Genomic DNA, 23,889 nt, shown 5'->3' with positions numbered 1-23,889 from the left:
AGCGCGGAAAGTGACTCACGGACACACCTGTTCCGGGTGCTCTGCGGCCCTGTAACGAAAGCCGCTCAGCGAGGCTGACGCGGGGCCGATCCGGTGCTGCTGCGCACGATCAGTTCCGGCTTCAGCAGCGTCTGGCGCGGGGCCTCTTCGCCATTCAGCGCGGCCAGCAGATAGTCGGCCGCATGCTCGCCGATGCGATCCAGCTCCACGCGCATGGTGGTCAGCGGATGCTCCAGATGCTCTGAATACTCATAGTCGTTAAAGCCGGTGATGGAAATATCGTTCGGGATGCGCAGATAGCGCTCCGCAGCCCCGCGCATCGCGCCAAACGCCAGCAGGTCATTCCCGCAGATCACCGCCGTTGGCGGCGTCGGGCCGTCCAGCAGACGGAACATCGCCTGCCGCGCATCGTTCATGGTGAACGCGCTGTTCACCAGATTCTCCTCCGCCAGCGCCAGCCCGGCCTTAGCCAGCGCCTGCCGGGTGCCGCTGATACGATCGGAAACGCGATCGTTCGACGGCGGCGTACCAACAATCACCGCAAAACGCTGATGCCCCAGCCCCAGCAGATGCGCAGTCAGCTCTTCCGCCGCCTGTTCGTTGTCATAGCCGACGCTGGGATAACGCTGGTCCACCGAGAAGGTCTGGATACAGGGAATATTCTGCTGCTCAATGCGCTCCCACAGGCGGGGATGGTGTGAGTTACCCACCAGCATCAGCGCATCGATACCGTACTCCACCAGCTTGTTCACCTCTTTCAGCTCGGTATCCGGGTCAAAATCAGAGTTGGCCAGCAGCAGCGTGTAGCCGGACTGGTGAATTTTCTGCTGAAAGGTCGCCAGCGGGCGCGAGAAGGTTTCCGTCGCCAGCGTCGGCACCACGGCACCGATGGTCATGCTGCGGCGCGAGGCCAGAGTGCGAGCCGCCCGGTTAATCACATATCCCAGTTCCTCGCAGGCGCGTTCTACCGCCTCGCGCCGTGCCGCTTTGACCGTGGTGCTGCCGTTCAGCACGCGGGAGACGGTTGCGGTCGATACGCCGGATCGCTTTGCGACATCTTCCAGCGACACGCGGCCAGGCAGAAGGGACTTATCGGACATGTTAGAACTCCAGACTGAAATTAGTGACCTCGTCCACAAAATTTGCAGACAACTGACGATTCATTTTGAAAGCGCTTACTTTTGGCTTGACTGTATTTTGTAACCGCTTACTTTTAACGACATGTTATCAGATACCGGTATTTTATCACCAGCCGATAACAATTAATCTGTAACAAACGACTTACCCGCGTGCGCACGCCAGGTCAAATAACATCAAGATAATAAAGGAATTCACCATGCGTAGATACCCAAAGATCCGTTGGCTGATGATAACATTTTGCTTTTTTGCTATCGCCATCAACTACATAGACCGCATTAACCTGGCCATCGCCGCGCCGCACATCAAAGCCGACCTCGGACTGGATGATACCAGTATGGGCCTGATCCTCGGCGCTTTCTTCTGGACCTATGCCCTGATGCAGATCCCGGCCGGTCGTCTGATTGACCGCCTGGGGGCTCGTGCCGGTCTGGCTATCGCCGTCGGCTGGTGGTCGATGTTTACCGTCTTTACCGCCTTCGGTCGCGGTTTTGCCTCGCTGTTTGGCGCACGCCTGCTGCTGGGCATCGGGGAATCCGGCGGCTATCCGGGCTGTGCCAAAGTGGTGTATTCCTGGTTTGCCAAGAAAGAACGCGCCACCGCCAGCGGCATCTTCGATGCAGGCCCGCGTGCCGGTAGCGCCATCGCCCTGCCGCTGGTCGCCTGGCTGATCAGCACCTGGAACTGGGAAACGTCGTTTATCGTCACCGGCGCGATTGGCCTGATCTGGATGGTTATCTGGCTGGCCTTTTACCGCGAACCGGAAGATATGAAGGGGCTGAACGAGCAGGAGCGCCAGAACCTGCTGGAAGATCGCAGCGTACACGTGGTGGACAAGAGCGAGAAAGTCAGCATCAAAGCGCTGTTCCGCTACCGCACCGTGTGGGGCATGATGATTGGCTTCTTCTGCATGAACTTTGCCACCTACTTCTTCGTCACCTGGTTCCCGACCTATCTGACCATCGCGCACGGCTTCTCGCTGAAGGAGCTGGGTACGCTGGGCGCGATCCCGGCACTGATGGGTATCCCGGGTAGTCTGCTCGGCGGCGTCTGTTCCGACTGGCTGTACCGCAAGGGCTTCTCGCTGACCACCGCACGTAAAACCTGTCTGATTGCCGGGATGCTGCTCTCCTCGGTTATCGCCTTCGCCGCCTTCACCAACAGCATTACGGTGATTCTGGTGCTGTTCTCGCTGACCTATGCCGGTCTGGCCTTTACCGCTGCCAATATCTGGACGTTACCGGCCGATGTGGCACCGTCTTCCGGCTACGTGGGCACGCTGGGCGGCATCCAGAACTTCGCCGGAAACCTGGCAGGCATCGTCACCGCATCGTTCACCGGTCTGATGCTGACGCTGAGCCACGGCTCCTTTGTGATACCGCTGCTGGTTGCCGGTGGTATCTGTCTGTTCGGCGCATTCAACTTCCTGTTCATCATGGGGAAAGTGGAACCGCTGGATCTGAAAACCGACGGCCAGCTGGGTAAACCGCTGACGACCGACCGTTAATCCATTTTGCAGGGAATGATTATGAGTAATGAAAACCAACTTCGCGAAGAGATCTGCTGGGCCGGTGCCAACCTGTTTCAGCGCGGCTACACCGTCGGCACCGCCGGCAACATCAGCGCCCGCCTGGAAGACGGCTGGCTGATTACACCAACGGATGCCTGCCTCGGCCGCCTTGACCCGGCAAAGATTGCCAAGGTCAGCACCAGCGGTGAGTGGGTCTCCGGCGATAAACCGTCGAAAACCCTGCAGCTGCACCGCCAGGTTTATGACCGTAACGCGGAGGCGGGAGCGGTGGTTCATACCCATTCCACCCATCTGGTTGGACTGACGCTGGCGGGTGTCTGGCAGCAGGAGAGCATTCTGCCGCCGATCACCCCCTATCAGGTGATGAAAGTGGGCCGCATCCCGCTGATTAGCTATCAGCGCCCCGGTGCCGCAGACGTGGCCGAACAGGTAGCTCGCCTGGCGCTGGAGGTGCGCGGCGTAATGCTGGAGCGTCTCGGCCCGGTTATCTGGGGCAAAAACGTGGCCACCGCCACCGCCGCGCTGGAGGAGCTGGAAGAAACCGCGCGCCTGTGGCTGCTTTCTGCCGATAAACCAGAACCGTTGAGCCAGGCGGCGGTCGCGGAGCTGTGCGAGGTGTTCAGCACCCGCTGGTAACTCCTGAGCTGTACCCTACAAAAACAGGCAAGGAACCCCCAATGAACAAACCTTTGTATGCAGCCATGCTGTTGGCCTTCTCCTGCGCCGCAGCCAGCGCCCAGGCGCAGAGCCTGGTGTATGTGTCTAACGCCGCGAGCGGCACGGTGACCGGCTATAAGCTGGATAAAACCAAACCGGCGCTCGAATCGACGGGCACCTTCCCCGCCGGAGAAAAAGCGATGTCATCCGTCGTGTCGCCGGATAAGAAAATGCTCTACGTCTCGGTACGCAGCAAACCGTATCGCGTCGTGGCCTATCATATCCAGCCCGACGGCACGCTGCTGAAAGCCAGCGAAACCCCGCTGCCGGAGAGCATGGCGTATCTGTCTACCGACAGGCAGGGGCACTACCTGCTCAGTGCCTCATTCGGCGGCGATCTGTTCAGCATCAACGCGATCGACAGCGCGGGCAACGTGGTGGAGAAGCCGGTACAGGTGGTCCACACCGGCAAGCGTGCCCATGCGGTGCAGGTGGATGCGGAAAACCGCCATCTGTACGTCACCCAGCTTGGAACTGACCAGCTGTTGCAGTACCGCTTTGACGGCGCAACCGGGAAGGTCACGCCGCTCGATCCGCCGTTTATCAATATCCAGCACGAGGCCGCAACCGGGCCGCGTCACTTTGTTATCGCCCCCCGCCGTGATAAGCAGGGCCAGCGCAACATGTACATCCTGAACGAGATGGCGGGCAATATCACCCGCGTCACCCTGGACGATGCAGGCCGCGCGACGGCGCACGAAGACGTGTCGTCCATCTCGCCGGATGAGGATATGCAGCGCGGTGAAGCGCGCCCGCTGACCGGCGATGACGACCTGCCGCCGTCGCGCAAACCGCGCATCTGGCAGGCGGATATTCATCTGACGCCGGACGGTCGCTTTCTCTACTCCACCGAGCGCACCAGCAGCACGCTGACGTCGTTCTCGGTCGATGCCGGTGATGGTCATCTGACCCGGCTGCAAAGCATTAAAACCGAAGCACAGCCGCGCGGCTTTGCCATCGATAACAGCGGCCGCTTCCTGATTGAGTCCGGGCAGAAATCGGAGCAGCTGTCGCTGTATGCCATCAATTCGTCGACCGGCGCGCTGACGCTGCTTGGCCGCTATCCCACCGGCAAAGGCGCTAACTGGGTCACCCTGGTTGAGTGATGCCATCGGTCTTATTTACCCCTGTAAGGAGTTATGATGACGTTTAAAATGAAAACGCTGATTGAGGCGCTGTTTGTTGGCGGGCTGGTTCTGAGTGCCATTCCGGCCGCCTCTGCGGCGGAAAAAGCCATCGCCACCGATCTGGAACCGCTGCACCACGTGATTATGGAAAACCAGTACGTCACCGTGATGCGGGTAATGATCCGTCCGGGTCAGTCCACCGAGTTTCACGAGCAGCACCTGGATTACGTGAACACCCACGTCAGCGGCAGCATGGTGCACATCTCGTACCCGGATCATCCGGCCAAAGATCACTGGATGAAGACCGGCGACGTGAAGTTCGGCCAGCATCAGGGCAAGTCGGATGAGGACAAGGTCAGCAATACCGACAATACCCTTAATCATCAGGTGTCGTTTGAGATTAAACAAAATGGCCCGCAGAATTTTGGCGGCGCCACGCGCCCGGACAGCCCGCTGTTCCACCCGGTACTGGATGAGAAAACGGTGAAGGGCTGGAAGGTTCGGCTACAGCCGGGTGAAGTGGCACCGCAGTATGAGCAGCACGGGCCGGGAGTGAGAGTGTTCTTTACCGAAGGGCGTTTACTGCTGGCGGAGCCGGGTAAACCGAATCGCGTGAAGGAGATCTGGGTGCATCGCGGTGATGCGTTCCTCACCGGGGCGGGCCTGGTGGAACTCACCAACGGCGGTGAAACGCCGCTGGAGTTTAACGATTACGAACTGCTGTAAAATCTGCGAACGGCGTAACCGTCATACGCTTGCTGCGACGGTTACGCCCCTCCCCTGCCCTGCCGGGCAAAAAACTACAGCACGCTGGCGAGAAACTCGCGCAGGCGCGGATGCTGCGGACTGTCCAGCAGCGTGCGCGCATCCCCGCTTTCGACAATCGTGCCGTTATCCATAAACACGATGTTATCCGCCACTTCGCGGGCAAAGCCGATCTCATGGGTGACCACCACCATGGTGATGCCCGAGTGCGCCAGCTGTTTCATCACCTGCAGCACTTCGCCCACCAGTTCCGGGTCCAGCGCCGAGGTCGGCTCATCGAACAGCATCACACCCGGTTCCATGGCCAGCGCACGAGCAATCGCCACACGCTGCTGCTGACCGCCGGAAAGCTCACGCGGCCAGGCGCTGACGCGATGTGCCAGCCCGACCTGATCGAGCAGCTTCAGCGCACGCGCTTCCACTACCGCGCGTTTCTCCTTGCGGATACGCAGCGGCGCGTCCATCACGTTTTGCAGCACGGTACGGTGCGGGAACAGGTTGAACTGCTGAAACACCATGCCGATGCTCTGCCGTTGCAGGGCTACCTGATGCTCCGCCAGCTCAACCAGATGCTGGCCTTTGCGGCGATAGCCAACCAGCGCTTCGCCGACGTGGATAGTGCCGGCATCGAGTTTTTCCAGATGGTTAATGCAGCGCAGCAGCGTCGATTTCCCCGAGCCGGACGGCCCGAGGATCACCGTTACCGATCCTGCGGCGATATCCAGATTGATATCGTGCAGCACCGTTTTACCGGAAAACTGTTTGCGGATGCCGCGCAGTCGGATGGGTTCACTCATGACTGGTGCTCCTCTACGTTTGCCGTGCGGCGGAACCAGCTGCGTTTCACCGGTGCGTTACCGCGACTGAACCAGGCTTCAACATAGTACTGGCCGACGGACAGCACCGAGGTCATCAGTAAATACCAGCCGGTGGCCACCAGCAGCAGCGGGATCACCTCGTAGGTGCGCTGATAGATAATCTGCGCCGAGTAGAGAACGTCCTGCAGGGCAATCACCGACACCACGGCGGTGGTTTTCAGCTGACCGATCACTTCATTACCGGCAGGCGGCAGAATGGTACGCATCGCCTGTGGCAGTACTGTCTGACGGAAAATCTGCCCCGGGCGATAGCCCAGCGCTTTCGCCGCTTCCAGCTGGCCCGGATTCACGCTCTGAATACCGGCGCGGATGATCTCCGCCGCATAGGCCGACTGGTGCATCACCAGCGCAATCACCGCCGCGCTGAACGGGCTGATGATTTCATTAGTGGTGGCGGTCCACACTTCGCCGACAAACGGCAGAGAGAGCGACAGCTTCGGATAGAGCGCGGCGATGTTGTACCACAGGAACAGCTGAACCAGCATCGGCACCGCGCGGAAAAACCAGGTATAGACCCAGCTGACCCACGCCAGCACCGGGTTGGCAGAGAGGCGCATCAGCGCCAGAAGCGTCCCGCCCGCGAAACCAAACAGCACCGAGATCGCCGTCAGCTTGATGGTCATCAGCACGCCGCTGATAATCGACGCTTCCGTCAGATTTTCCGCCACCACGTCCCATTCGAAACGGGGGTTGCTGACCACCGACGATCCCATCAGCGCCACCAGCAACAGTACGATCAGGGCGCTGAACCAGCGCCCGTAGTGACGATGCCCGACTATCCGCAGGCCTGCGCTGTCTTCGTCAGGCCGCAGACTCATTTGGCGATCTCTTCATTCAGACCGGCGCTTTTCACCGCGCCAAAACCGATTTCCCACTTATCAAGGATCTGCTGATAAGTACCATCCGCGATCAGCGAGTTCAGTGCTGCCTGAACCGGTTTTTCCAGCGGCGATTCTTTCGGCAGGGCAATCGATACGATGGTGTCTTCGATGGTGATCTCGCCCGCCAGCGCCAGCGCTTTCACGTGGCTGGCCTGATAGCGCAGGCCTTCATACGGGCCGAAGAACATCGGCACGCGGCCGCTGATCACCGCCTGCACACCCGCCGGACGATCCGGGAAGATCGGGATAGTAATTTCCGGTTTACCATCGGCTTTACAGGCGTCGCTCGCCTGCTGCAGGCGCGTCACCTGCGAGGTGCCCGCACCGGCACCGACGGTTTTACCGCACAGTTCCTGGAAGGTGTTAAACGGCCCCAGTGCGGCATCCTTACGCGAGATCAGCGCCAGCTTGGAGGCGTTGTAATAGCCGACGAAATCAACCTGTTGCAGACGCTTTTTATTTGCGTCGATATTAGACGCAGCCAGATCGTAACGCCCGGACTTCAGGCCGGGAATGATGTTGTCAAAGCCGCCGGTATCGCGCCAGTGAACCGCGATCCCCAGACGATCGGCCACCGCGCTGACGATGTCGATTTCGCGCCCGGCGAGGGTTTTATTATCCGCCTGATAGAAGGTGGTCGGCGGCGTGTTCGGGTTGGTACCCGCGACGATAAAGCCTTTCTTCAGGATGTCGGCGGGCAGCGTGGCGTGCAGGGCAGCATCCGCCTTTGGCTTGACGCTGCTGCTGAAGGCCACGTCCTGGTCTGCGGCCAGCGCAGAAGTCAGTGGGAACAGGCTCAGAACGGCGGCGGTCAGTAATGTTTTTTTCATGGTTTATTCCTTCTCAGTCGCCAGTGCAGGCACGGCAGCAAAATTTTCTTCCGGCGACGGCAGGCCGAGGTTTTCACGCAGGGTAGTGAACTGGTATTCGGTACGGAACAGGCCACGGCGCTGAAGTTCAGGCACCACCAGCTCCACAAACAGCTCCAGCTGGTTTGGCAGCACGGCCGGCATGATGTTGAAGCCGTCCGCCCCTTCCTGCTCCAGCCACTGCTGGAAGTCGTCTGCGATATCAGACGCAGTGCCGACAATCACGCGGTGACCGCGCGAACCGGCCGCCACGGCAGCCAGCTGGCGCAGGGTCAGATTTTCACGCGCGGCGAGTTCAGTCAGCAGCTTAACGCGGCTCTGGCCGCCTTCGGTTCCGCCAATCTCCGGCACCGGACCATCCAGCGGATAAGCGGTCATATCCACGCCGAAACGCGCCGACAGCTGTTCGATGCCGTTATCGATATCCACCAGTTCGTTCAGCTGGTTCCAGGTTTCCTGCGCTTCTTCGCGGGTACGGCCGACGATCGGCATCACGCCCGGCAGGATCAGCAGATGGTCCGGGTGACGACCGGCTTCACGCACGAACTGTTTCTGGCTACGGTAGAAGGCCTGGCCCTCTTCCAGCGATGCCGCGGCGGTAAACACCACTTCGGCGGTTTCTGCCGCCAGTTTCTGCCCGGCAGGGGATGAACCAGCTTCAATGATCACCGGGCGTCCCTGCGGTGAACGGGCGATGTTCAGCGGGCCCTGCACCTGGAAGTATTTGCCTTTGTGGTTCGCGGCATGAATTTTGGCTTCGTCAGAGTAACGGCCTGTATCCTTCTCGCGCACGATAGCGCCCTCTTCCCAGCCGTTCCACAGCTTGAAAGTGACATCGAGGAATTCGCGGGCAATGTCGTAACGCTCTGCGTGTGAAGGCAGATCGGTGCGGCTGAAGTTGCGTGCCGCATCGGTAGAGAACGAGGTCACCACGTTCCACGCACCGCGTCCACGGCTGATATGGTCGACGGAAGACAGCGCACGTGCGAGGTGGAACGGCTCATCGAAAGTAGTGGAGGCGGTCGCCGCCAGGCCGATGTGTTTCGTCTGCACCGCCAGCGCGGAGAGCAGCGTCAGCGGCTCCAGGCGCGACATAGTCGACGGCAGGCGGTGAACGCTGGTGGCCAGCGCATCGCCGACGAAGAACATATCAAAACGGCCCTCTTCGCCTTTTTTGGCGATCCAGGTGAACCAGTCCACGTCGGTCGGCGAGCCTTTAGCGCCTTCTGCGCGCCAGCCACCTACATGGTGGCCCAGCGCCTGGACAAACAGGCCGAGGCGCAGCTGGCGTGATGCGGTTTTTTCTACGGACATGAGAAACCCTTATTCGTTATTTGCTGAGCAATGAAATGAGACGATGCAGTGCGGCGTCGCTGCCAAGCTGTGCATCGTTAAACACGCCCTGCGCCAGAAGCGCAGGCAGCGCGCTGAGACTGTTGCGGAGTTTTGCCTCCACGTCGGTATAGGCGGCAGCGGTTTCCTGCCGGGTGACGCAGTGGCTGAGCTGGCTGCCATCGTTAAGAAACAGCGTCACACGATGGAAACGGCGATCGGGGTCCAGCTCATCGGCAGGTGCCGTCGGGTCCGGGTGGCGACTGACGCGCGCGGCCAGTTCGGCGATATCGGCCTTTACCGGCGCTTCGGTGTAGTTTTCCAGCGCCACCGATCCGCCGATCAGCGCATCGGCAATGACGTACTCCAGGCTGAAGCGCGCTTCCACGCCGTTTTTCGGTGCGATGATATTCGGCGCGGTATCGGCCCCCGGTGGGAAGCTGACCTCAATGTGGTCAATGATCTGAGCGACAGCGCCCTGCCCTCTTTCCTCCAGCTGCTGACGCAAAACGAACGCCGCTTCAGCCGCGCTGTGCGTGCCGCCGCAGGTGGGATAGCGTTTAAATTCCAGACCCGGCGCGATAATGCGCCACGGATTGCCCCACTCCGCCAGCAGCTGTTCCGGCTGTGCGGCATCGAAACCCAGGATCTGCAGGAAGCTTTCCAGCACGCCATCCGGCTGACCGCCAAAACCAGCCTGAGCCAGCTGCACACTGTTCACCGCGCTGCGCGCCGACAGTCCGGCGTGCAGCGGCTTGGCCGCAGAGCCAAACTGGCTGCGTAAACCGGAAGCCTGAGTAGCCGCCAGACCGAGGGCAATCTGCGTGGTGCGGACACTCAGATTCAACAGGCGACAGGCCGCACCGGCGGCGGCGATGGTACCGAGAGTCGCAGTGCTGTGGAAACCGGCGCTGTAGTGACGGGTGCCGATGGCTTTGCCCAGTCTGCCCGCCAGCTCCACGCCCACGACATAGGCATCGAGGAAAGCATCAATGCTCACCGTCGGGGAGGCCTTGCTCAGCGCCAGCAGCGTTGACAGCACGACCGTGGTCGGATGGCCGCGAAAGGCAGGATGATAGTCGTCGAAGTCCAGCGCGTGGCTGATGTAGCCCAGCTGCAGCGCCAGGTTTTCCTTTGAATGCAGCGCGGGGAAAACCCGGATAACCGGCTCCAGTCCGCTGTCGACCACGCTGCCGTACAGTACCGGGAACAGGCAGGCAAAATAATCCTTCGCGCCTTCACGGGCGTTTTTCCGCTCCGCGTCTCCGGGATGGCGGGAGAGAAGCGTTTCGGCCAGCAGTGCGGTCAGTGAGTTATTCAAAATACACCTTTTTTAACACTGTATTGACATAAATCAATATGTTATAAATTAGCTCCATTTTCTTTGCTTCACCGCACCACAGCCAATAACCAACCGTTATAACCCATTCCTAAATGAACTAAGCAGAAAGCCCGTAATGGCTATCTTTTTACGATCATTCACTCTATATAGCGGTACTGCTATAAATTCGCTTTATCGCATCACTGCTATAATGTGTACTCACCCACAGCAGGATGAGCGCGAATGAAAATCAGAACACCCGCCGACTTTGGCATCGTTATTCGCAGTGTTCGCAGTGCACAGGGCATCAACCAGCAGCATCTGGCCGAGATCTGTGGCACCACGCAGTCGGCGATTTCCCGACTGGAAAAAACCGGGGTGTGTCATATTGATACCCTGCTGCGAGCCTGCCATGCATTGCATCTGCAGCTGGAGATTTTTCCCCAGTCGGCCAGGCTGAGTGAAAAAAGCGTGGCCGCTGACTTGTAAATGACGCTGGCTGCTCTTATATAGAAAGGCTGATAAACGGGGATTTCCCTGGAGGAGTAAAATAATGGCAACTGAATACGCAACTATCGCAGGCGGCTGTTTCTGGTGTACCGAAGCCGTTTTTAAACAGATCGCTGGCGTCGAGTCCATCGAGAGCGGCTATATTGGCGGCCATACGGTCGATCCGACCTATCGCCAGGTGTGCAATGGCGATACCGGCCATGCCGAAGCCATCCGTATTGGTTTTGACCCGCAGCAGATCGGCTATGGCGATTTGCTGGATATCAGCTTTGCCACTCACGATCCAACCCAGTTGAACCGCCAGGGTAACGATATCGGCACGCAGTATCGTTCTGCTATCTTCCCGACGAACCCGGCTCAGGAAGAAGAAGCCCGCGCCGCGATTGTCCGTGCGCAGGCCGATCACAGCGATCCCATCGTCACCACGATTGAAGATGACGCGCCATGGTATCCGGCAGAGGATTATCATCAGGACTACTGGGCCGGTGAAGGCCAGGAAAACCGCTACTGCCTGGCCGTGATCCCGCCTAAGCTGCAAAAATTACGTAAGCGCTTTGCGGCGAAAACTATCTCCGGTTGAGTTCCTACTCAGCACCGGTAGCAGCATCAGCCAGTTTCCGGCGGGTGCTGCGCCATGAAACAAATGCCAGCCCCGTCCCCAGTAGTGACAGCAGCGCCAAAATAACCATGACCCAGCTGTAACCTGTTTCCGTTCCCAGTCGTTGATAGATCTGCGTGGCGATCGTTAAACCCAGCGCCCCGCCAAGATTGTGCAGCGTCCATGAAATCCCTATTCCCTGACCGTGCAACGCCTCAGGCAGCGCAGCCAGCGCGGCAGCAACGGATGGCCCGAGGATAGCGCCCCAGCCTGCGCCCATCAGCACAAAGGCCACAACGGTCATCGCCAGCGACGGCGGTGCGGATAATCGACTTTGCAACATCCCCGACAATGCCAGCATAACAAACCCCGCTGCCAGCACCGGCCACGGGCCGAAGCGGTCGCTTAACTTTCCCGTCAGCGGTGAGACCAGTGCCATCACCAGCGTCACCGGCAGCAGCATCACGCCCAGCTGCGCCGCGTTCAGCGAATACAGCTCCAGTAGCTTAAACGGCATCAACAGGAAGGCGGAGCAGTAGAACACTGCCAGCAGAATGGAAAGCCCGCAGGCACGGCGGAACAGTTGATTACGGAGAACACCCAGCTGAATGAGCGGACTGGCAGCCCGGCGCTCATAGCGGATAAACAGCAACAGCGACGCCAGTGAGATAGCCAGCAGCAGCAGAGAGGCCAGGCTGAATGCGCCCCAGCGGCTGATATAAACCGTCAGCAGCAGGAGTGGGACCAGTACGCCGATCAGCAGTATCCAACCCGGGTAATCGACAGACTGGGTTTTCGAACCCAGCTTTACGGCTATCTTTCCCAAACAGCAAAAATAACTGAACGCCATCAGTGGAACGTTGATCAGAAACACCGCCCGCCAGCCCAGCAGCTCAACCAGCACGCCGCCCGCAACCGGCCCCAGCGTCAGACCCAATCCGTTCGCGGCAAACAGCAGGCCCAGCGCCCGCCCACGCTGTGATTCAGCTATCGATTCAACCAGTATCGCCGCCGTTGCGGTATACAGCACCGCGCAACCGGCTCCCTGAATCAACCGGCTGACGGCCAGCATCGGCAGACTGACTGCCAGCCCGGCACTCAGTGAAGCCAGGGTGAACAACAGCATGCCGCCGTACAGCACTTCGCGTTTTCCATAGCGATCGGCCAGTCTGGTGGCCAGTACCATACAGCAGCAGAGCGCAATCACGAACAGCGTCATCACCCACTGCACACCGTCAAGCCCGGCAGGGAAATGCTGCTGGATGGCGGGCAGAGCGGTGTTAACAATAGTGAAGTCAAGGCAGCCGGCGAAGCTGGCGATGCAGATCCCGGTGATTAGTCCAATCTGTTGTCGGGGCGTATTGTTTACTCGATCGGTCATTGTGCGTTCCTGTGATACGAAATCGGTCAGCACAAGGTTAACGTGTATTTTTTTCGCCATCTGCGCTGATAATTCGTCATACTGGCGAATTGATGTCGTCCATAACCCAGAGGTGACCATGATCCCCGGAGACAGACTCAGTGGTATCAGGGCTTTTGTACAGGCAGCGCAGGCGGGCGGATTCAGCCTGGCGGCAGAGCAGCTTGGTCAGTCGCGGTCCACGGTAGGCAAGGCAATAGCCCGGCTCGAAGCGCGATTGCAGGTTAAACTCTTTTTACGCACCACGCGTACGCTGTCATTAACCAGCGAGGGCCAGCGATTTTATCAGGACTGTCTGCGCATCCTTGCCGATCTTGATGCCGCAGAAAACCGACTCACCGCGCACGCCTCCATCCCCACTGGCTGCCTGCGGGTCGCCGCTCCGCCGCTGTTTGGCGAGAAGCAGGTGATGCCGCTGCTGCTGCCGCTGACGCGTCGCTGGCCCGGACTCACGCTTGATATGCACTTTTCCACCCGACGTATTGATCTTGCGGAGTCGGGAATCGATCTGGCCGTGCGCATCGGCAGCCCGGGTCATCACAGCGATCTCACTTCCCGCCAGCTTGGGGTGCAGCAGATGCAGCTGTGTGCTTCACCGGACTATCTTCAGGCCTCTGGCATACCGGCCTCGCTCAGCGAACTGGCAAAACATCGGCATATTACGCTGCCGGAGCAGGGACGTACCCAGTCATGGATAGTGAAAGACAGCGACGGAAAACCGTTCTGGTGGCAGCCCGAGGAGGGCCTGCGGTTTAGCACGCTGAGCGCAGTTTACCGTGCGGTACTGGACGGGTACGGGATTGCGCAGCTGCCGCAGTGGCTGGTCGGAGAGCATATCCGTAACGGCGAGCTGATTGAGCTGCTTCCGCAGAGCCAGGCTCAAGGGCTACCCATCTCTGCGGTATGGTTAAAAACTGCCGCAATGCCACAGCGTTTACGGCTGGCGATTGATACGCTGGTCGCCGGTTTTAGCCCGTGCTGAGCGGGCAATATCATTCCCGCCTGGCGGGTATCCAAAGCAGAATAAGTCTCTCGCTCTGAGCCGGTGTGAATGGTAGCGTCACTGTCATTTATGACATGGAGTGAATATGACGACTGCATCTTCCCGTCCGGTGGCCATTGTCACCGGAGCCACCAGTGGTATCGGCCTGGCCATCGCGCGCGACCTGGCAACCGACCATCAGGTTTACGCCATCGGGCGCTCGGCTGAAGCGCTGGCTGAGCTACAGCAAATCCAGCATATCGAAGCCGTAGAGCTGGACCTTCTCGATAATCAGGCTCTGAAAAACTTTACCGATCGCCTGTCGGCTGTTGCCGTACTGATCCACTCAGCGGCGATTTCGGAAAGGCTGAGCGTGGAACAGGCCACTCCCGAGCAGTGGCAGAAGCAGTTTTCTATCAACCTTTTTGCCCCTGCAGAACTGACCCGACTGGCGTTGCCTTTACTGCGAAAAGAGCAGGGCCAGGTGGTGTTTATTAATTCAGGTTCCGGCACGCTGGCACTCGCCGGACACGCGGTGTACTCAGCCAGCAAGTTTGCGCTCAACGCTCTGGCCCATGCCCTGCGCACTGAAGAGAGCGAAAACGGCGTGCGCGTTGCGACAGTGTCACCGGGCCCGACCGATACGCCGATGAACCGCAAAAGTCGAGAGCGAGCCGGTGATTTTGCCGCTATCGATCCCCTTGCCTACAGCACGCCGGAATCCGTTGCGGCGGCGGTGCGTCTGGTGGTTGACGCTTCAGAAGACACTCAGATTGCAGACGTGGTTGTCAGACCGCGTCGCGATAGTGCTAAACGCTAGTCAACAGAGGAGGATTCGTGAATCTGTTTAACCTCAGCCGGGAACTGAAGCGCCATATTCGCTTTAGCTACTGGAACGAGCTGTGCGCTCTCAACGCTTAAAAGCCAGCCGGATATTGCCCCCTGCTTAGCCACGACAACCTCTCAGGCAGGAGGCAGTTCCGGTTGGTTTGACCCACTTCCGGTTATCTTATTTATCTTCTTTCTTCGGCATAACACCTCCTGCAATCGCAAACTTATCTCTTCAGCTCTTCAGCTCTTCAGCTCTTCAGCTCTTCAGCTCTTCAGCTCTTCAGCATTTTCGCCCAATCCGCTCAATTTACTATGCACGCAAGTGTTTTATTAACGTTAATATGTCCATCCTTCGGAGCTTGCAAGGGTGTACATTTATCAATGCGGGAAGAGTTCTGAGCGGCTTGAGATAAGCCCATGGCGAAATGTGTGTCACTCATTTACAGGAGCTGTACGCTCACTCACTCACTCACTCACTCACTCACTTACTCAGGCAGTCAGGCAGTCAGGCAGTCAGGCAGTCAGGCAGTCAGGCAGTCAGGCAGTTAATTTTTATGTTTTTACATGCAAGAACTTATAATTAAATCTGCGCCTGAATCCTTACGCTCGATGCTCAATGCTTGGTTTTCAATACTTAGTACCTCAATATTAAAAACCTGATACTCAGCTCCATGTTCTTTGAGGCTTGAGGGCTTGAGGGCTTGAGGGCTTGAGGGCTTGAGGGCTTGAGGGCTTGAGGCAGTGAAATCATGGAGATTTCATCGTGAAATTCAAAGTGAAATCCCTTTAAAAACAGCAAATTAATAGTGAAATTGATGGGGAGAAAGGCATGAAATTCAATGACGGGAAATCAGTAGAAACACCCTGCATCATTGACCCTCTCTGGAGTTGCCGATGCAGGGAAGAATAAAAATTAGCTCTTCAAATGCTTAGCCAGTACCGCAGCGATGGCGCTGTCTATCGCACTCTGCAAATCGGTTGGCAGGCGATTGAACTCATAGCTAAAGGTGCGTCCACGCGTCTTTTTGCGCGCATAGCGGTTCTTGTCGCTGAAGTCCCACAGCGGCGTGGTGATAACCTTATCCTTCTCCGGAGTCATCACCAGTAAGGCTGCTTCCTTTCTGATTTCCGCGATGATTTTATTCTTCACTTCATCTTCAGCCAGAGATGACTGAGCGCGGATGTTTTCTACCGCACTGCCAATATTATCCAGCAGTTCGGGTATGGAAATATCCATGGTGGCCAGCATCTCTTCCGCAGCCAGCAGGTTCTTGTAATCGCCGTAGGTCAGCTCAGACTGCACCGGGAAAATGGACAGCAGCTCAGCAGAAACGCTGGCAGCCTGCAGTGCACGGGTCACTTTTGCCTGTGACAGGTTCTCATCCTCGGCGATCTCTTTCTGAGTCAGTCCGCTTTCCTTCAGCGCCAGCAGACGAAGGCCAACTTCGCGAATGTTGTGTTCGCGCGCGGTCTGAATATCCTGCGCCAGGTTACGGGCTTCGGCAGCGGTCAGCGGTACATCGGTGACCAGTACATCCAGCCCGACGTTACACAGAATGGCAGAAGCACGACGGCGCGATCCATCAAGGATCTCAATCGTCTCACCTTTGCGCACGCCAATCGCCGGGAAAAATTGCTGTAGGCGCAGCGTACGGGTAATGCCTTCAAGGGATTCAGGCGTCAGCGCGGCCTGGTCACGTCCGTTGGTTTCCTGAACCACGAACGTTTTGCTGGCGACATCCGCTGCCGCAACGGTAACGCGGGTAAAAACGGCTTTTTTGCCTGATGACAGCGTAAATATCTGTTTGACCGGTTCTGCTTGCGGTTCGCTGTTTAATACCGGCGCACTGAAGGTACGCCCGATAGTATTTCGTTTAATGTTCATCAGGCACCTCAGTTAATGCGAATAAATTCAATGCGATCAAAGACCGCTTTGGCGAAGTCTTCGGCTGCGGCACGGGCATTTTTTAACGCCTCGCTGCTGCCGATGTAAGTCGCCGGGTTGGCAGAAATAACGGTATCGAAGGATTCGCCGCAGCGTTCGAAGCCATCAAGGCGGGGAAGGGCAACGTCCAGCATATCGCCGCCGAAAATCTCTTTTGCCAGGCTGTGACAAACTTTGTGATCCGGTTTGTTAGACAGTTTGGACATAAAACCAATATTGCCGAGCAGGCGGCAACCGCAGCCGGAGGATTCAATAATGCTGACCAGCTCTGGCAAACGTGTCAGATATTTAAGCGTTGAGTGAAAATCAACCTGAGCCGGTGGCACCGGAGTCATTAACAGATCCGCAGCGGCAATGGCATTTTTCAGGAACGCATCAAGATGGGGCCCACTATCAACAAAAATAAAGTCATAATCTGACTTTAATTTGTCGATGACATTTTCCCGCAGAACGGCGTGCGGATTCTGGCCTGGCAGATGTTCACTACACAGACCTTCCCAACCGGAAGCAATGAAAGCATCGTCAATCGAGGCGGGCAGTACATCGACACCGGGCACGACCGAGCTGACGATAAATTCTTCCAGCAGCTCTTCACGGCTGACGTTCTGTAACATCGCCTGTGCAGAAGTGGTTTCCACAATACCCACAGCTCTTGTGTGGTTAAGGAACATGGTGGCTGAAGACTGAGGATCGAGATCGATAACCAGAATGCGCAGATCTTCAAACAGAAGGTGAGGGTGAGCACGCATCGCATGCGCCAGAGAAACGGTGGAGACAGTTTTTGACACGCCGCCTTTCAGGTTGCCGACGAATACGGTCAGCGCTTCTGCATGACGGTCACGGTATTTTGGTACACCACGGTGCTGATAGATATCCACAATATTCTGGATAGTCATTGCGTATTTGGTTGAGGAACCCGCAGCGCGTTTATCAAAAACATACCCGCTTTCTTCCATTTCACTGACGGCATAATCAACGTTTGCACGAGTCAGTTTAGGTAGTTTAGCCAGTGCGGCTTTGGCGTAGACCTGAAAGTATTCGTTCTCACGCATTTCTTCTTTCTGTGCCTGAATGTGTTCAGTCAGAGAAGTCAGCATTTTACCTGCCCGCTGGGCGATCTTTTCAGTCTGATGCGAATCCATATTCATCAATGTCTCCACTTATGTAGCTTATCGTCTTAAAATCAATAATCCTACATACGAAGATAATTATCAACATAAAGGTGGCTTTTATCTCTAAATGGATGACTGAAAGAAAAGATCGTTGTTTTACTCATATTCACATCGGGATTGTGCATTTTTTCCCCGTTATTCACAGGCCAGATCCAATAATTAGATCCTGAATAGATCATAAATAGATCCAAGAAGATCCCCGCACCCTCACAGCCCTTGTCCTGTCTGGTCTCAGACCCGATCGTTATCCACTGTAAGGAGTAAAATAACCGCTACGGTGAGTAAAACAACCGCTGTAGAGAGTCGGATAACGGCTGAAGAGAGTAGATCAAAACCACTGTAGTGAGGAAAGGAGTGAAATCGCGGTGAATAACCTTATCGGGCCTGAATTCGTTCAGAAATGCGGCGGTGGCGGGATGTTAAGTGAACAGATAAATCTGGATCGGCGGTTACCGGATCTTTTCCACAGTTTTCAGACCTGAAATAACGTAATTTTATCCACTGCTTAGATCCAGTAACAAGATCCATAAAGAACCTTATAAGAACCATAAAGATCCCTGCATGCGCTCAGGCCGCGCTACACCTGCTCCTGGAAGGGGTTGTTATCCACTGTGGTGAGTAAACTAACCACTGTGATAAGTAATAAAACCTCTGTAGCGAGTAGAACATCCGCTATAGTGAGTGTTAGTATCCACTGTAACCTGTAATCGCGATCCTCGCCTGTGAGTTTACGGAATGTGAAAAATGCCGGATAAAGATCCAGAAAACAAAATGATAGCCGACGCTTTCAGTGAAACGGATAAACGCACCGGCGAAGTTATCAACCTCACGCCTAACACCAACAATACCGTGCAGCCCGTGGCGCTGATGCGGCTGGGGTTGTTTGTTCCCACGCTGAAATCCACCGCGCGCGGGCGTAAGAACCAGATGTCGACGATGGACGTCACGGAAGAGTTAAAGCAGCTGTCGATCGTCAAGTCGGAAGGGTATGAGAATATAAAGATCACCGGTGCCCGACTGGATATGGACAACGACTTTAAGACCTGGGTCGGGATCATTCATGCGTTTGCTAAATACAAGGTGCTGGGAGACAGCGTAACGCTGCCCTTCATCGATTTTGCCAAACTCTGTGGGATACCCTCGGTCAGGTCCTCTGCGCGGCTCAGAAGCCGTCTGGATGCGTCTCTGACGCGCATTGCGACCAACACCATTGCTTTCAGCAGCAAAGAAGGGGAGTACTACGTGACTCACCTGGTTCAGTCGGCGAAGTACAGCACCAAAAATGACTCGGTAACGCTTCAGGCCGATCCGAAGATCTTTGAGCTCTATCAGTTTGATAAAAAGGTGCTGCTGCAGCTCAGGGCGATCAATGAACTTTCGCGTAAAGAGTCCGCGCAGGCACTCTATACGTTTATTGAAAGCCTGCCGCCTTCACCGGCACCGATCTCTATGGCCCGCCTGCGGGCAAGGCTGAATCTGACCTCGCGAACGATCACGCAGAATGCCACGGTGCGTAAGGCGATGGAGCAGCTGAAAGAAATTGGCTACCTCGACTATACCGAAGTGAAGCGCGGCAAGGTGGTGTACTTTGTTATCCACTACAGACGGCCAAAGCTGCGCCCGGCGGACATCCCGCTCAGTCTGCCTGACATTGGCGAAGACGAGTTTGATGACATCCCGGACAGCACAGAGAAAGAAGGGGAGATGGTGATGCTCTCCCGTGAAGAGCTGGAGCTGCTGGAGAAGATCCGCAAGGGCCGCAAATCCTGATTAATTAACCACTGTAGAGAGAAGATCGTCAATTCACTATCCACTGTAGTGAGCGATCTTCCTCCCTCCCATCAATAATCACCACTGTAGAGAGTAGGGTAACCACTGTAATGAGTGGCGTTACTCTCTACAGTGGTTATTCCGCGCCGCCCTGGTGACCACTAACCTGTAATGCCTTGTTATATGGCATGTTAGTAATTACTAACATTTAAGTTTCCACCTCTTTAAACCCACTTTATTTCGCCGTTACTCATCACAGTGGATAGTGCTCTCACCACAGTGGTTATCTACTCGTTGCAGTGGTTATCACTCTCTATAGTGGTTAATACTCTCCACAGTAGTTATTTCAGCGTACTTCTCTCTATAGTGGATATTCAAAGTGAATCCTCTTACTACAGTGGATGTTAAAAGGATCTTTAGCCGGGATCGGTTTTGGTATGAAAGAAAACAGCCCGGAATCGGCTCCGGGCTGTTTATCAGGATGAAAAGGATCGTAGCGCTGTCATCGTCGGATCAATGACGGCTGGCGCAGCCACACTGCGAGGGCTCACTGAAGGTCTCGCGGCTCAGGTGTGAATGTCGGACTTTCAGTTCTCCGTGACGCCATGCGCCTTCCGGATCACTGTGGTTATCCAGCAGGCGGCTGAGCGCTTCGCCAACCAGCAGATCGCTGCGCTGCGACAGGCTGGTGAGATGCCAGGTTGCGGAGTGCGCTTCACTGGTGTCCCCAGATCCAACAACGCCAACGTGAACCCGTTCGCCAAAGTCACGCACTGCCTGTAGTGCGCCAAACGCCAGCTCGTCGTTGTCACAAAACAGGGCATCGATACGTTCGGAAGCCCAGGTTTGCTTCAGGTAGGCCAGCGTGGCGCGCCAGGCGTGTTCACGATCGAAGCCTCCGGCGGTCAGCACCTGTTTGACGGAATGATGTGCTGCCGTCAGCCCTTCACTGTAGCCTGCCTGTTGCGGCAGCGGTGCGGAGTCCTGCGCCTGCAGATAACCGAAACGGGAATAGCCCTGTGAACTTAGCAGCCTGGCAACCTGCTTACCGGCGGTGTGGCCATCAACGCCGATGCTGTCTGCCGTAGCGTCTGGTGCGGCACTGCCGATATAAATGGCCGGAACCTGTGGCAGAATATCGGCGGCAATACGCAACTCGTCGCTGAAAAGGGAAGAGAGGAAAATCAGCGCATCAGGCTTTAACGCGGCTGCACTGCTCAGCGCAGCCTGCAAGCCGTCACGCGAGTTAACGTTCAGCAGCACCGTAACGCAGCCGCGCTGGTTTAACTGGCGGCTCAGCTCATTCAGCAGGGTGACGGTGTAGGGATTGGTAAATTCATCGCTGACCACGCCGATAATTTTGGTTTTATCTTCACGGGACTGCGCCATATCTGTTCTATCCTTCATCATGGTTTACTCATTAGGCTTCTGACGGGAAAGTCGCGCTGACAGAATAGCAAAAAATGCCTTTGTCTCCATGCCCCATCGCGCAGCATGATTTTCGTGACATTGTCACGCAGGGTTCCCGGATTGGTCTGAAATATCGGTGATAAAATCGGCCACGGCGATCGTTCACCCCTGGCCGATTCACAAATTAAAAAAACCACCACCTATCAATTCGTTAATGGTTTTTTCAAGGTGTTTCTTCTCAGGTTTAATACAGTTACTCACTGAATTATCCCCCGATTCTGTGGATAAATATCTGGCTCACCCCGGGTAAAGATGAGTCCACTCTGCGTTTTACTGACCTAAGGACTCAACGTGAAGGAACGCTGCACGCAGACTTTCCGGCGTAACGGGGATCGGCAGTGCATGGATCGATTCTTTCGGACGCAGGGTGTGCGCGATGACCGGATCGATCTGGGCCGGATCGTTGACGTCCACGCCCAGCGCCGCCAGCGTGGTTGGCAGATTGAAGCGCTGATAGGCCGCAATCAGCTGACGCGTGGCGGCTTCATCGGACAGCAACGCGCACTGCACGAGAATACCGTAGGCCACTTTAGTACCGTGCAGATAGCGTGCCGTCTGCGGCAGAATGGTCAGACCGTTATGCACAGCATGCGCCGCCGCGATACGCGTATAGCGTTCGCCGAGGCCGCCTACCATGCCGCCGCCGGCGATGATGGCGTCAATCACGTCCATGAAATCCTGACTCAGCACGCCTTTCTGCTGGTCAGCCAGCGCGGCTTCACTCTGCCCCAGCAGCACATCACGCAGGGTGGCAGCAGTATCAATGCCCAGACGTACAGTCAGCGGCAGTTTTTTGGGTTCGGGTGCCAGCACCACGGCTTCATACCACTTCGCCAGCGTATCGCCGATCCCGGCCAACAGATACTCAACCGGGGCCTGCAGCAGGATCTCCGGTTCCACCAGCACCAGGTGGTTAGCATCGTTGAAAATTTCATAGTGTGAGGCCTGACCGGCGGCGTTGTACCAGACCGAAAGTGGGGTCCAGGCGGCACAGGTAGCGGCGATGGTCGGGATGGCAACAAACGGCAGACTCAGACGACGAGCCAGCGCTTTGGCTGTATCCAGCAGTGCACCGCCGCCTACGCCAATCACCACCTGGCGATCGTCACCGGCGGCCTGAGCCAGCTCGGCAAGATCGGGGTCGGTACAGTGACCGCCGTATTGCAGGTGTCGCGCCCCGTTCTGTGAGAATGCCGCAGGCAGGAAAGGTCGCGCGGCATGAATTGCGCGCTCGCCGTAAAGCCACACGGCATGTGAAAGTTGTTCTTCGCTATAGAAATCTGCCAGACGCGTCAGTGCGCCGGGATGGGAATAATAGTTAGCGGGGCCGGGAACGACCTGAATTGCAGTAATGTCCATGATAATCCTTAGTGTTTCTTTGCCTCTATCCTGCTGTAGAGCCTTTGCCACAGGCTAATACTTTTTTTATAGTTACTTATTCCTTTTACTTCTTTGTCAGTCAGTTACAGGCATGAAAAAGTGACTTATCGTGCCGTTTATTCTCCAGTTTACTTTTTGACACAGGGATCTCTGATGAAACCAATTTTTTCCGTACTGGCTCTGTTAGTTGCCAGCGCTCTGCCCGTTCATGCCGCCACGCCGACTCCGGTACCGGAGAAAATTGCCAGCCATGATGGCCCGGTACGTATCGCCGTGATCCGTAACCTCGGTTCCGACGATAACACCACGCAGTTTGTACAGGGCGCGATCCAGCAGGGTAAAGCGCTGGGCTTTAAGGTCAGTACTTTTTTAACTAACGGCGACGACGCGAAATTCCAGGATTTCGTCAACCAGGCGATCAGCCAGAAGTATGACGGGATCATTCTGTCACAGGGGCGCGCGCCGTATGCCGCGCCGCTGATTAAAAAGATCGTCGACAGCGGCATTGCGGTGTCGGTGTTTGATACCTCCGTTGATGGCACTATTCCGGGCGCGACCGTTACCCAGCAGGACGATGCCTCGCTGACCAAACTCTCCTTCGGTCAGCTGGTGCAGGATCACAACGGTAAAGCCAACATCATCAAACTGTGGGTCGCCGGTTTCCCGCCGATGGAACGTCGTCAGGCCGCTTATAAGCAGCTGCTGCAGGAAAACCCGGGTATTCACGAGCTGGAGTCCGTCGGTGCTGTTTCCTCCGATGTGCAGGGTGATACCGCCAATAAAGTGGGCGCGCTGCTGGCCAAATACCCGAAAGGCAAAGTGGATGCGATCTGGGGAACCTGGGACGCCTTCAGCCAGGGGGCGATGAAGGCACTGAAAGAGAATGGCCGTACCGAAATCAAACTCTACAGCATCGACGTTTCCAACCAGGATCTGCAGCTGATGCGTGAAGCCGGCAGCCCGTGGAAAGTCACTGCGGCGGTCGATCCAAAACTGATCGGTGCCACCAACGTACGCCTGGTGGCGTTGAAGCTGGCGGGTGAAGCCACGCCGGACAGTTACGAGTTCAAAGCCACCACCATTCCGCAGGCGCTGCTGGCAGCCCAGCCTGGCCCGGTTAACGTGGCGGGCCTGAGCAAAATCATCCCGGGCTGGGGCCAGACCGAAGACTTCGTGGCGCCGTGGTTTGCTACCCTGGAAGCGAAATACAAAAAGTAAGGACGACAGCGTGTCAGACAGTTTACCGATCCCGG

General features: G+C 56.6%; 21 protein-coding genes. 10 read left to right on the top strand and 11 right to left on the bottom strand.

Going from position 1 to position 23,889, the window contains the following annotated elements:
- Positions 1-65: 65 nt before the first annotated feature.
- Positions 66-1,100 (bottom strand): LacI family DNA-binding transcriptional regulator, encoded by a 1,035-nt coding sequence (locus IBT46_RS07000; protein WP_105591666.1) that lies wholly within the window; start codon positions 1,098-1,100, stop codon positions 66-68.
- Between the two features lie 236 nt (positions 1,101-1,336).
- Here IBT46_RS07000 and IBT46_RS06995 point away from each other — a divergent pair, with 236 nt between their 5' ends.
- The 4 genes from IBT46_RS06995 to IBT46_RS06980 are packed head-to-tail and all read left to right on the top strand — an operon-like array spanning position 1,337 to position 5,238.
- On the top strand, positions 1,337-2,644 hold the full coding sequence (locus tag IBT46_RS06995; RefSeq protein ID WP_105591667.1) for an MFS transporter: 1,308 nt from the start codon (positions 1,337-1,339) through the stop codon (positions 2,642-2,644).
- A 21-nt stretch (positions 2,645-2,665) separates the two neighbouring features.
- On the top strand, positions 2,666-3,304 hold the full coding sequence (locus tag IBT46_RS06990) for an aldolase (RefSeq protein WP_105591668.1): 639 nt from the start codon (positions 2,666-2,668) through the stop codon (positions 3,302-3,304).
- A gap of 41 nt (positions 3,305-3,345) precedes the next feature.
- Positions 3,346-4,491 carry a beta-propeller fold lactonase family protein gene (locus tag IBT46_RS06985; RefSeq protein ID WP_200545019.1) on the top strand — a complete coding sequence of 382 codons (1,146 nt, stop codon included), beginning with the start codon at positions 3,346-3,348 and terminating at the stop codon, positions 4,489-4,491.
- Positions 4,492-4,524: 33 nt separating this feature from the next.
- On the top strand, positions 4,525-5,238 hold the full coding sequence (locus IBT46_RS06980; RefSeq protein ID WP_234479999.1) for a hypothetical protein: 714 nt from the start codon (positions 4,525-4,527) through the stop codon (positions 5,236-5,238).
- Positions 5,239-5,312: 74 nt separating this feature from the next.
- Here IBT46_RS06980 and IBT46_RS06975 read toward each other — a convergent pair whose 3' ends face one another.
- The 5 genes from IBT46_RS06975 to IBT46_RS06955 are packed head-to-tail and all read right to left on the bottom strand — an operon-like array spanning position 5,313 to position 10,558.
- Complete coding sequence (locus IBT46_RS06975; RefSeq protein WP_200545018.1) at positions 5,313-6,074, bottom strand: amino acid ABC transporter ATP-binding protein; 762 nt, start codon at positions 6,072-6,074, stop codon at positions 5,313-5,315.
- The gene (locus IBT46_RS06970) at positions 6,071-6,973 is read right to left on the bottom strand and encodes an amino acid ABC transporter permease (protein ID WP_200545017.1); all 903 of its coding nucleotides are present in this window, start codon (positions 6,971-6,973) and stop codon (positions 6,071-6,073) included. Before IBT46_RS06970 ends, IBT46_RS06975 begins: the two co-directional genes overlap by 4 nt.
- Positions 6,970-7,866: an ABC transporter substrate-binding protein gene (locus IBT46_RS06965; RefSeq protein ID WP_200545016.1), complete on the bottom strand. Its 897-nt coding sequence runs from the start codon at positions 7,864-7,866 to the stop codon at positions 6,970-6,972. The genes IBT46_RS06970 and IBT46_RS06965 overlap by 4 nt, the downstream gene beginning before the upstream one ends.
- A gap of 3 nt (positions 7,867-7,869) precedes the next feature.
- Entirely contained in the window at positions 7,870-9,219 is a 1,350-nt protein-coding gene (locus IBT46_RS06960; protein ID WP_105591673.1) for an LLM class flavin-dependent oxidoreductase, read from the bottom strand.
- A 16-nt stretch (positions 9,220-9,235) separates the two neighbouring features.
- Entirely contained in the window at positions 9,236-10,558 is a 1,323-nt protein-coding gene (locus IBT46_RS06955) for an MmgE/PrpD family protein (RefSeq protein WP_200545015.1), read from the bottom strand.
- Positions 10,559-10,801: 243 nt separating this feature from the next.
- On the opposite strand from IBT46_RS06955, the gene IBT46_RS06950 reads away from it, so the two are divergent.
- Positions 10,802-11,047: a helix-turn-helix domain-containing protein gene (locus IBT46_RS06950; protein ID WP_200545014.1), complete on the top strand. Its 246-nt coding sequence runs from the start codon at positions 10,802-10,804 to the stop codon at positions 11,045-11,047.
- Positions 11,048-11,111: 64 nt separating this feature from the next.
- The gene (gene msrA / locus IBT46_RS06945; protein ID WP_200545013.1) at positions 11,112-11,648 is read left to right on the top strand and encodes a peptide-methionine (S)-S-oxide reductase MsrA; all 537 of its coding nucleotides are present in this window, start codon (positions 11,112-11,114) and stop codon (positions 11,646-11,648) included.
- Between the two features lie 4 nt (positions 11,649-11,652).
- Here the strand turns inward: msrA and IBT46_RS06940 are convergent, their stop codons facing one another.
- A complete protein-coding gene (locus IBT46_RS06940) occupies positions 11,653-13,047 on the bottom strand; it encodes an MFS transporter (protein WP_200545012.1) in 1,395 nt (464 codons plus the stop codon).
- Positions 13,048-13,165: 118 nt separating this feature from the next.
- Here IBT46_RS06940 and IBT46_RS06935 point away from each other — a divergent pair, with 118 nt between their 5' ends.
- Together IBT46_RS06935 and IBT46_RS06930 are read left to right on the top strand one after the other, a co-directional pair.
- Positions 13,166-14,068, top strand: coding sequence for a LysR family transcriptional regulator (locus IBT46_RS06935; protein WP_200545011.1), 903 nt, complete (start codon positions 13,166-13,168; stop codon positions 14,066-14,068).
- Between the two features lie 106 nt (positions 14,069-14,174).
- The gene (locus IBT46_RS06930) at positions 14,175-14,888 is read left to right on the top strand and encodes an SDR family oxidoreductase (protein ID WP_200545010.1); all 714 of its coding nucleotides are present in this window, start codon (positions 14,175-14,177) and stop codon (positions 14,886-14,888) included.
- 924 nt (positions 14,889-15,812) lie between these two features.
- Here the strand turns inward: IBT46_RS06930 and IBT46_RS06925 are convergent.
- Both IBT46_RS06925 and IBT46_RS06920 read right to left on the bottom strand, forming a co-directional pair.
- Positions 15,813-16,784, bottom strand: a complete 972-nt coding sequence (locus IBT46_RS06925) for a ParB family protein (RefSeq protein ID WP_200545009.1) — start codon at positions 16,782-16,784, stop codon at positions 15,813-15,815.
- Positions 16,785-16,792: 8 nt separating this feature from the next.
- Complete coding sequence (locus IBT46_RS06920; RefSeq protein ID WP_200545069.1) at positions 16,793-17,986, bottom strand: AAA family ATPase; 1,194 nt, start codon at positions 17,984-17,986, stop codon at positions 16,793-16,795.
- Positions 17,987-18,760: 774 nt separating this feature from the next.
- Here IBT46_RS06920 and IBT46_RS06915 point away from each other — a divergent pair.
- Complete coding sequence (locus tag IBT46_RS06915) at positions 18,761-19,786, top strand: RepB family plasmid replication initiator protein (RefSeq protein WP_105591681.1); 1,026 nt, start codon at positions 18,761-18,763, stop codon at positions 19,784-19,786.
- A gap of 513 nt (positions 19,787-20,299) precedes the next feature.
- Here the strand turns inward: IBT46_RS06915 and IBT46_RS06910 are convergent.
- Positions 20,300-21,196 (bottom strand): substrate-binding domain-containing protein, encoded by an 897-nt coding sequence (locus IBT46_RS06910; protein ID WP_234479998.1) that lies wholly within the window; start codon positions 21,194-21,196, stop codon positions 20,300-20,302.
- A gap of 330 nt (positions 21,197-21,526) precedes the next feature.
- Entirely contained in the window at positions 21,527-22,615 is a 1,089-nt protein-coding gene (locus IBT46_RS06905; RefSeq protein ID WP_200545008.1) for an oxidoreductase, read from the bottom strand.
- 174 nt (positions 22,616-22,789) lie between these two features.
- On the opposite strand from IBT46_RS06905, the gene IBT46_RS06900 reads away from it, so the two are divergent.
- A complete protein-coding gene (locus tag IBT46_RS06900; RefSeq protein ID WP_200545007.1) occupies positions 22,790-23,854 on the top strand; it encodes a sugar ABC transporter substrate-binding protein in 1,065 nt (354 codons plus the stop codon).
- The last annotated feature ends 35 nt before the right edge of the window (positions 23,855-23,889 follow it).

Source organism: Erwinia sp. S38 (assembly GCF_016624545.1).
Lineage (GTDB): Bacteria > Pseudomonadota > Gammaproteobacteria > Enterobacterales > Enterobacteriaceae > Erwinia > Erwinia coffeiphila.
The sequence above is the reverse complement of the archived record's forward strand: the minus strand, read 5'-3'. Positions and strand labels throughout refer to the sequence as shown.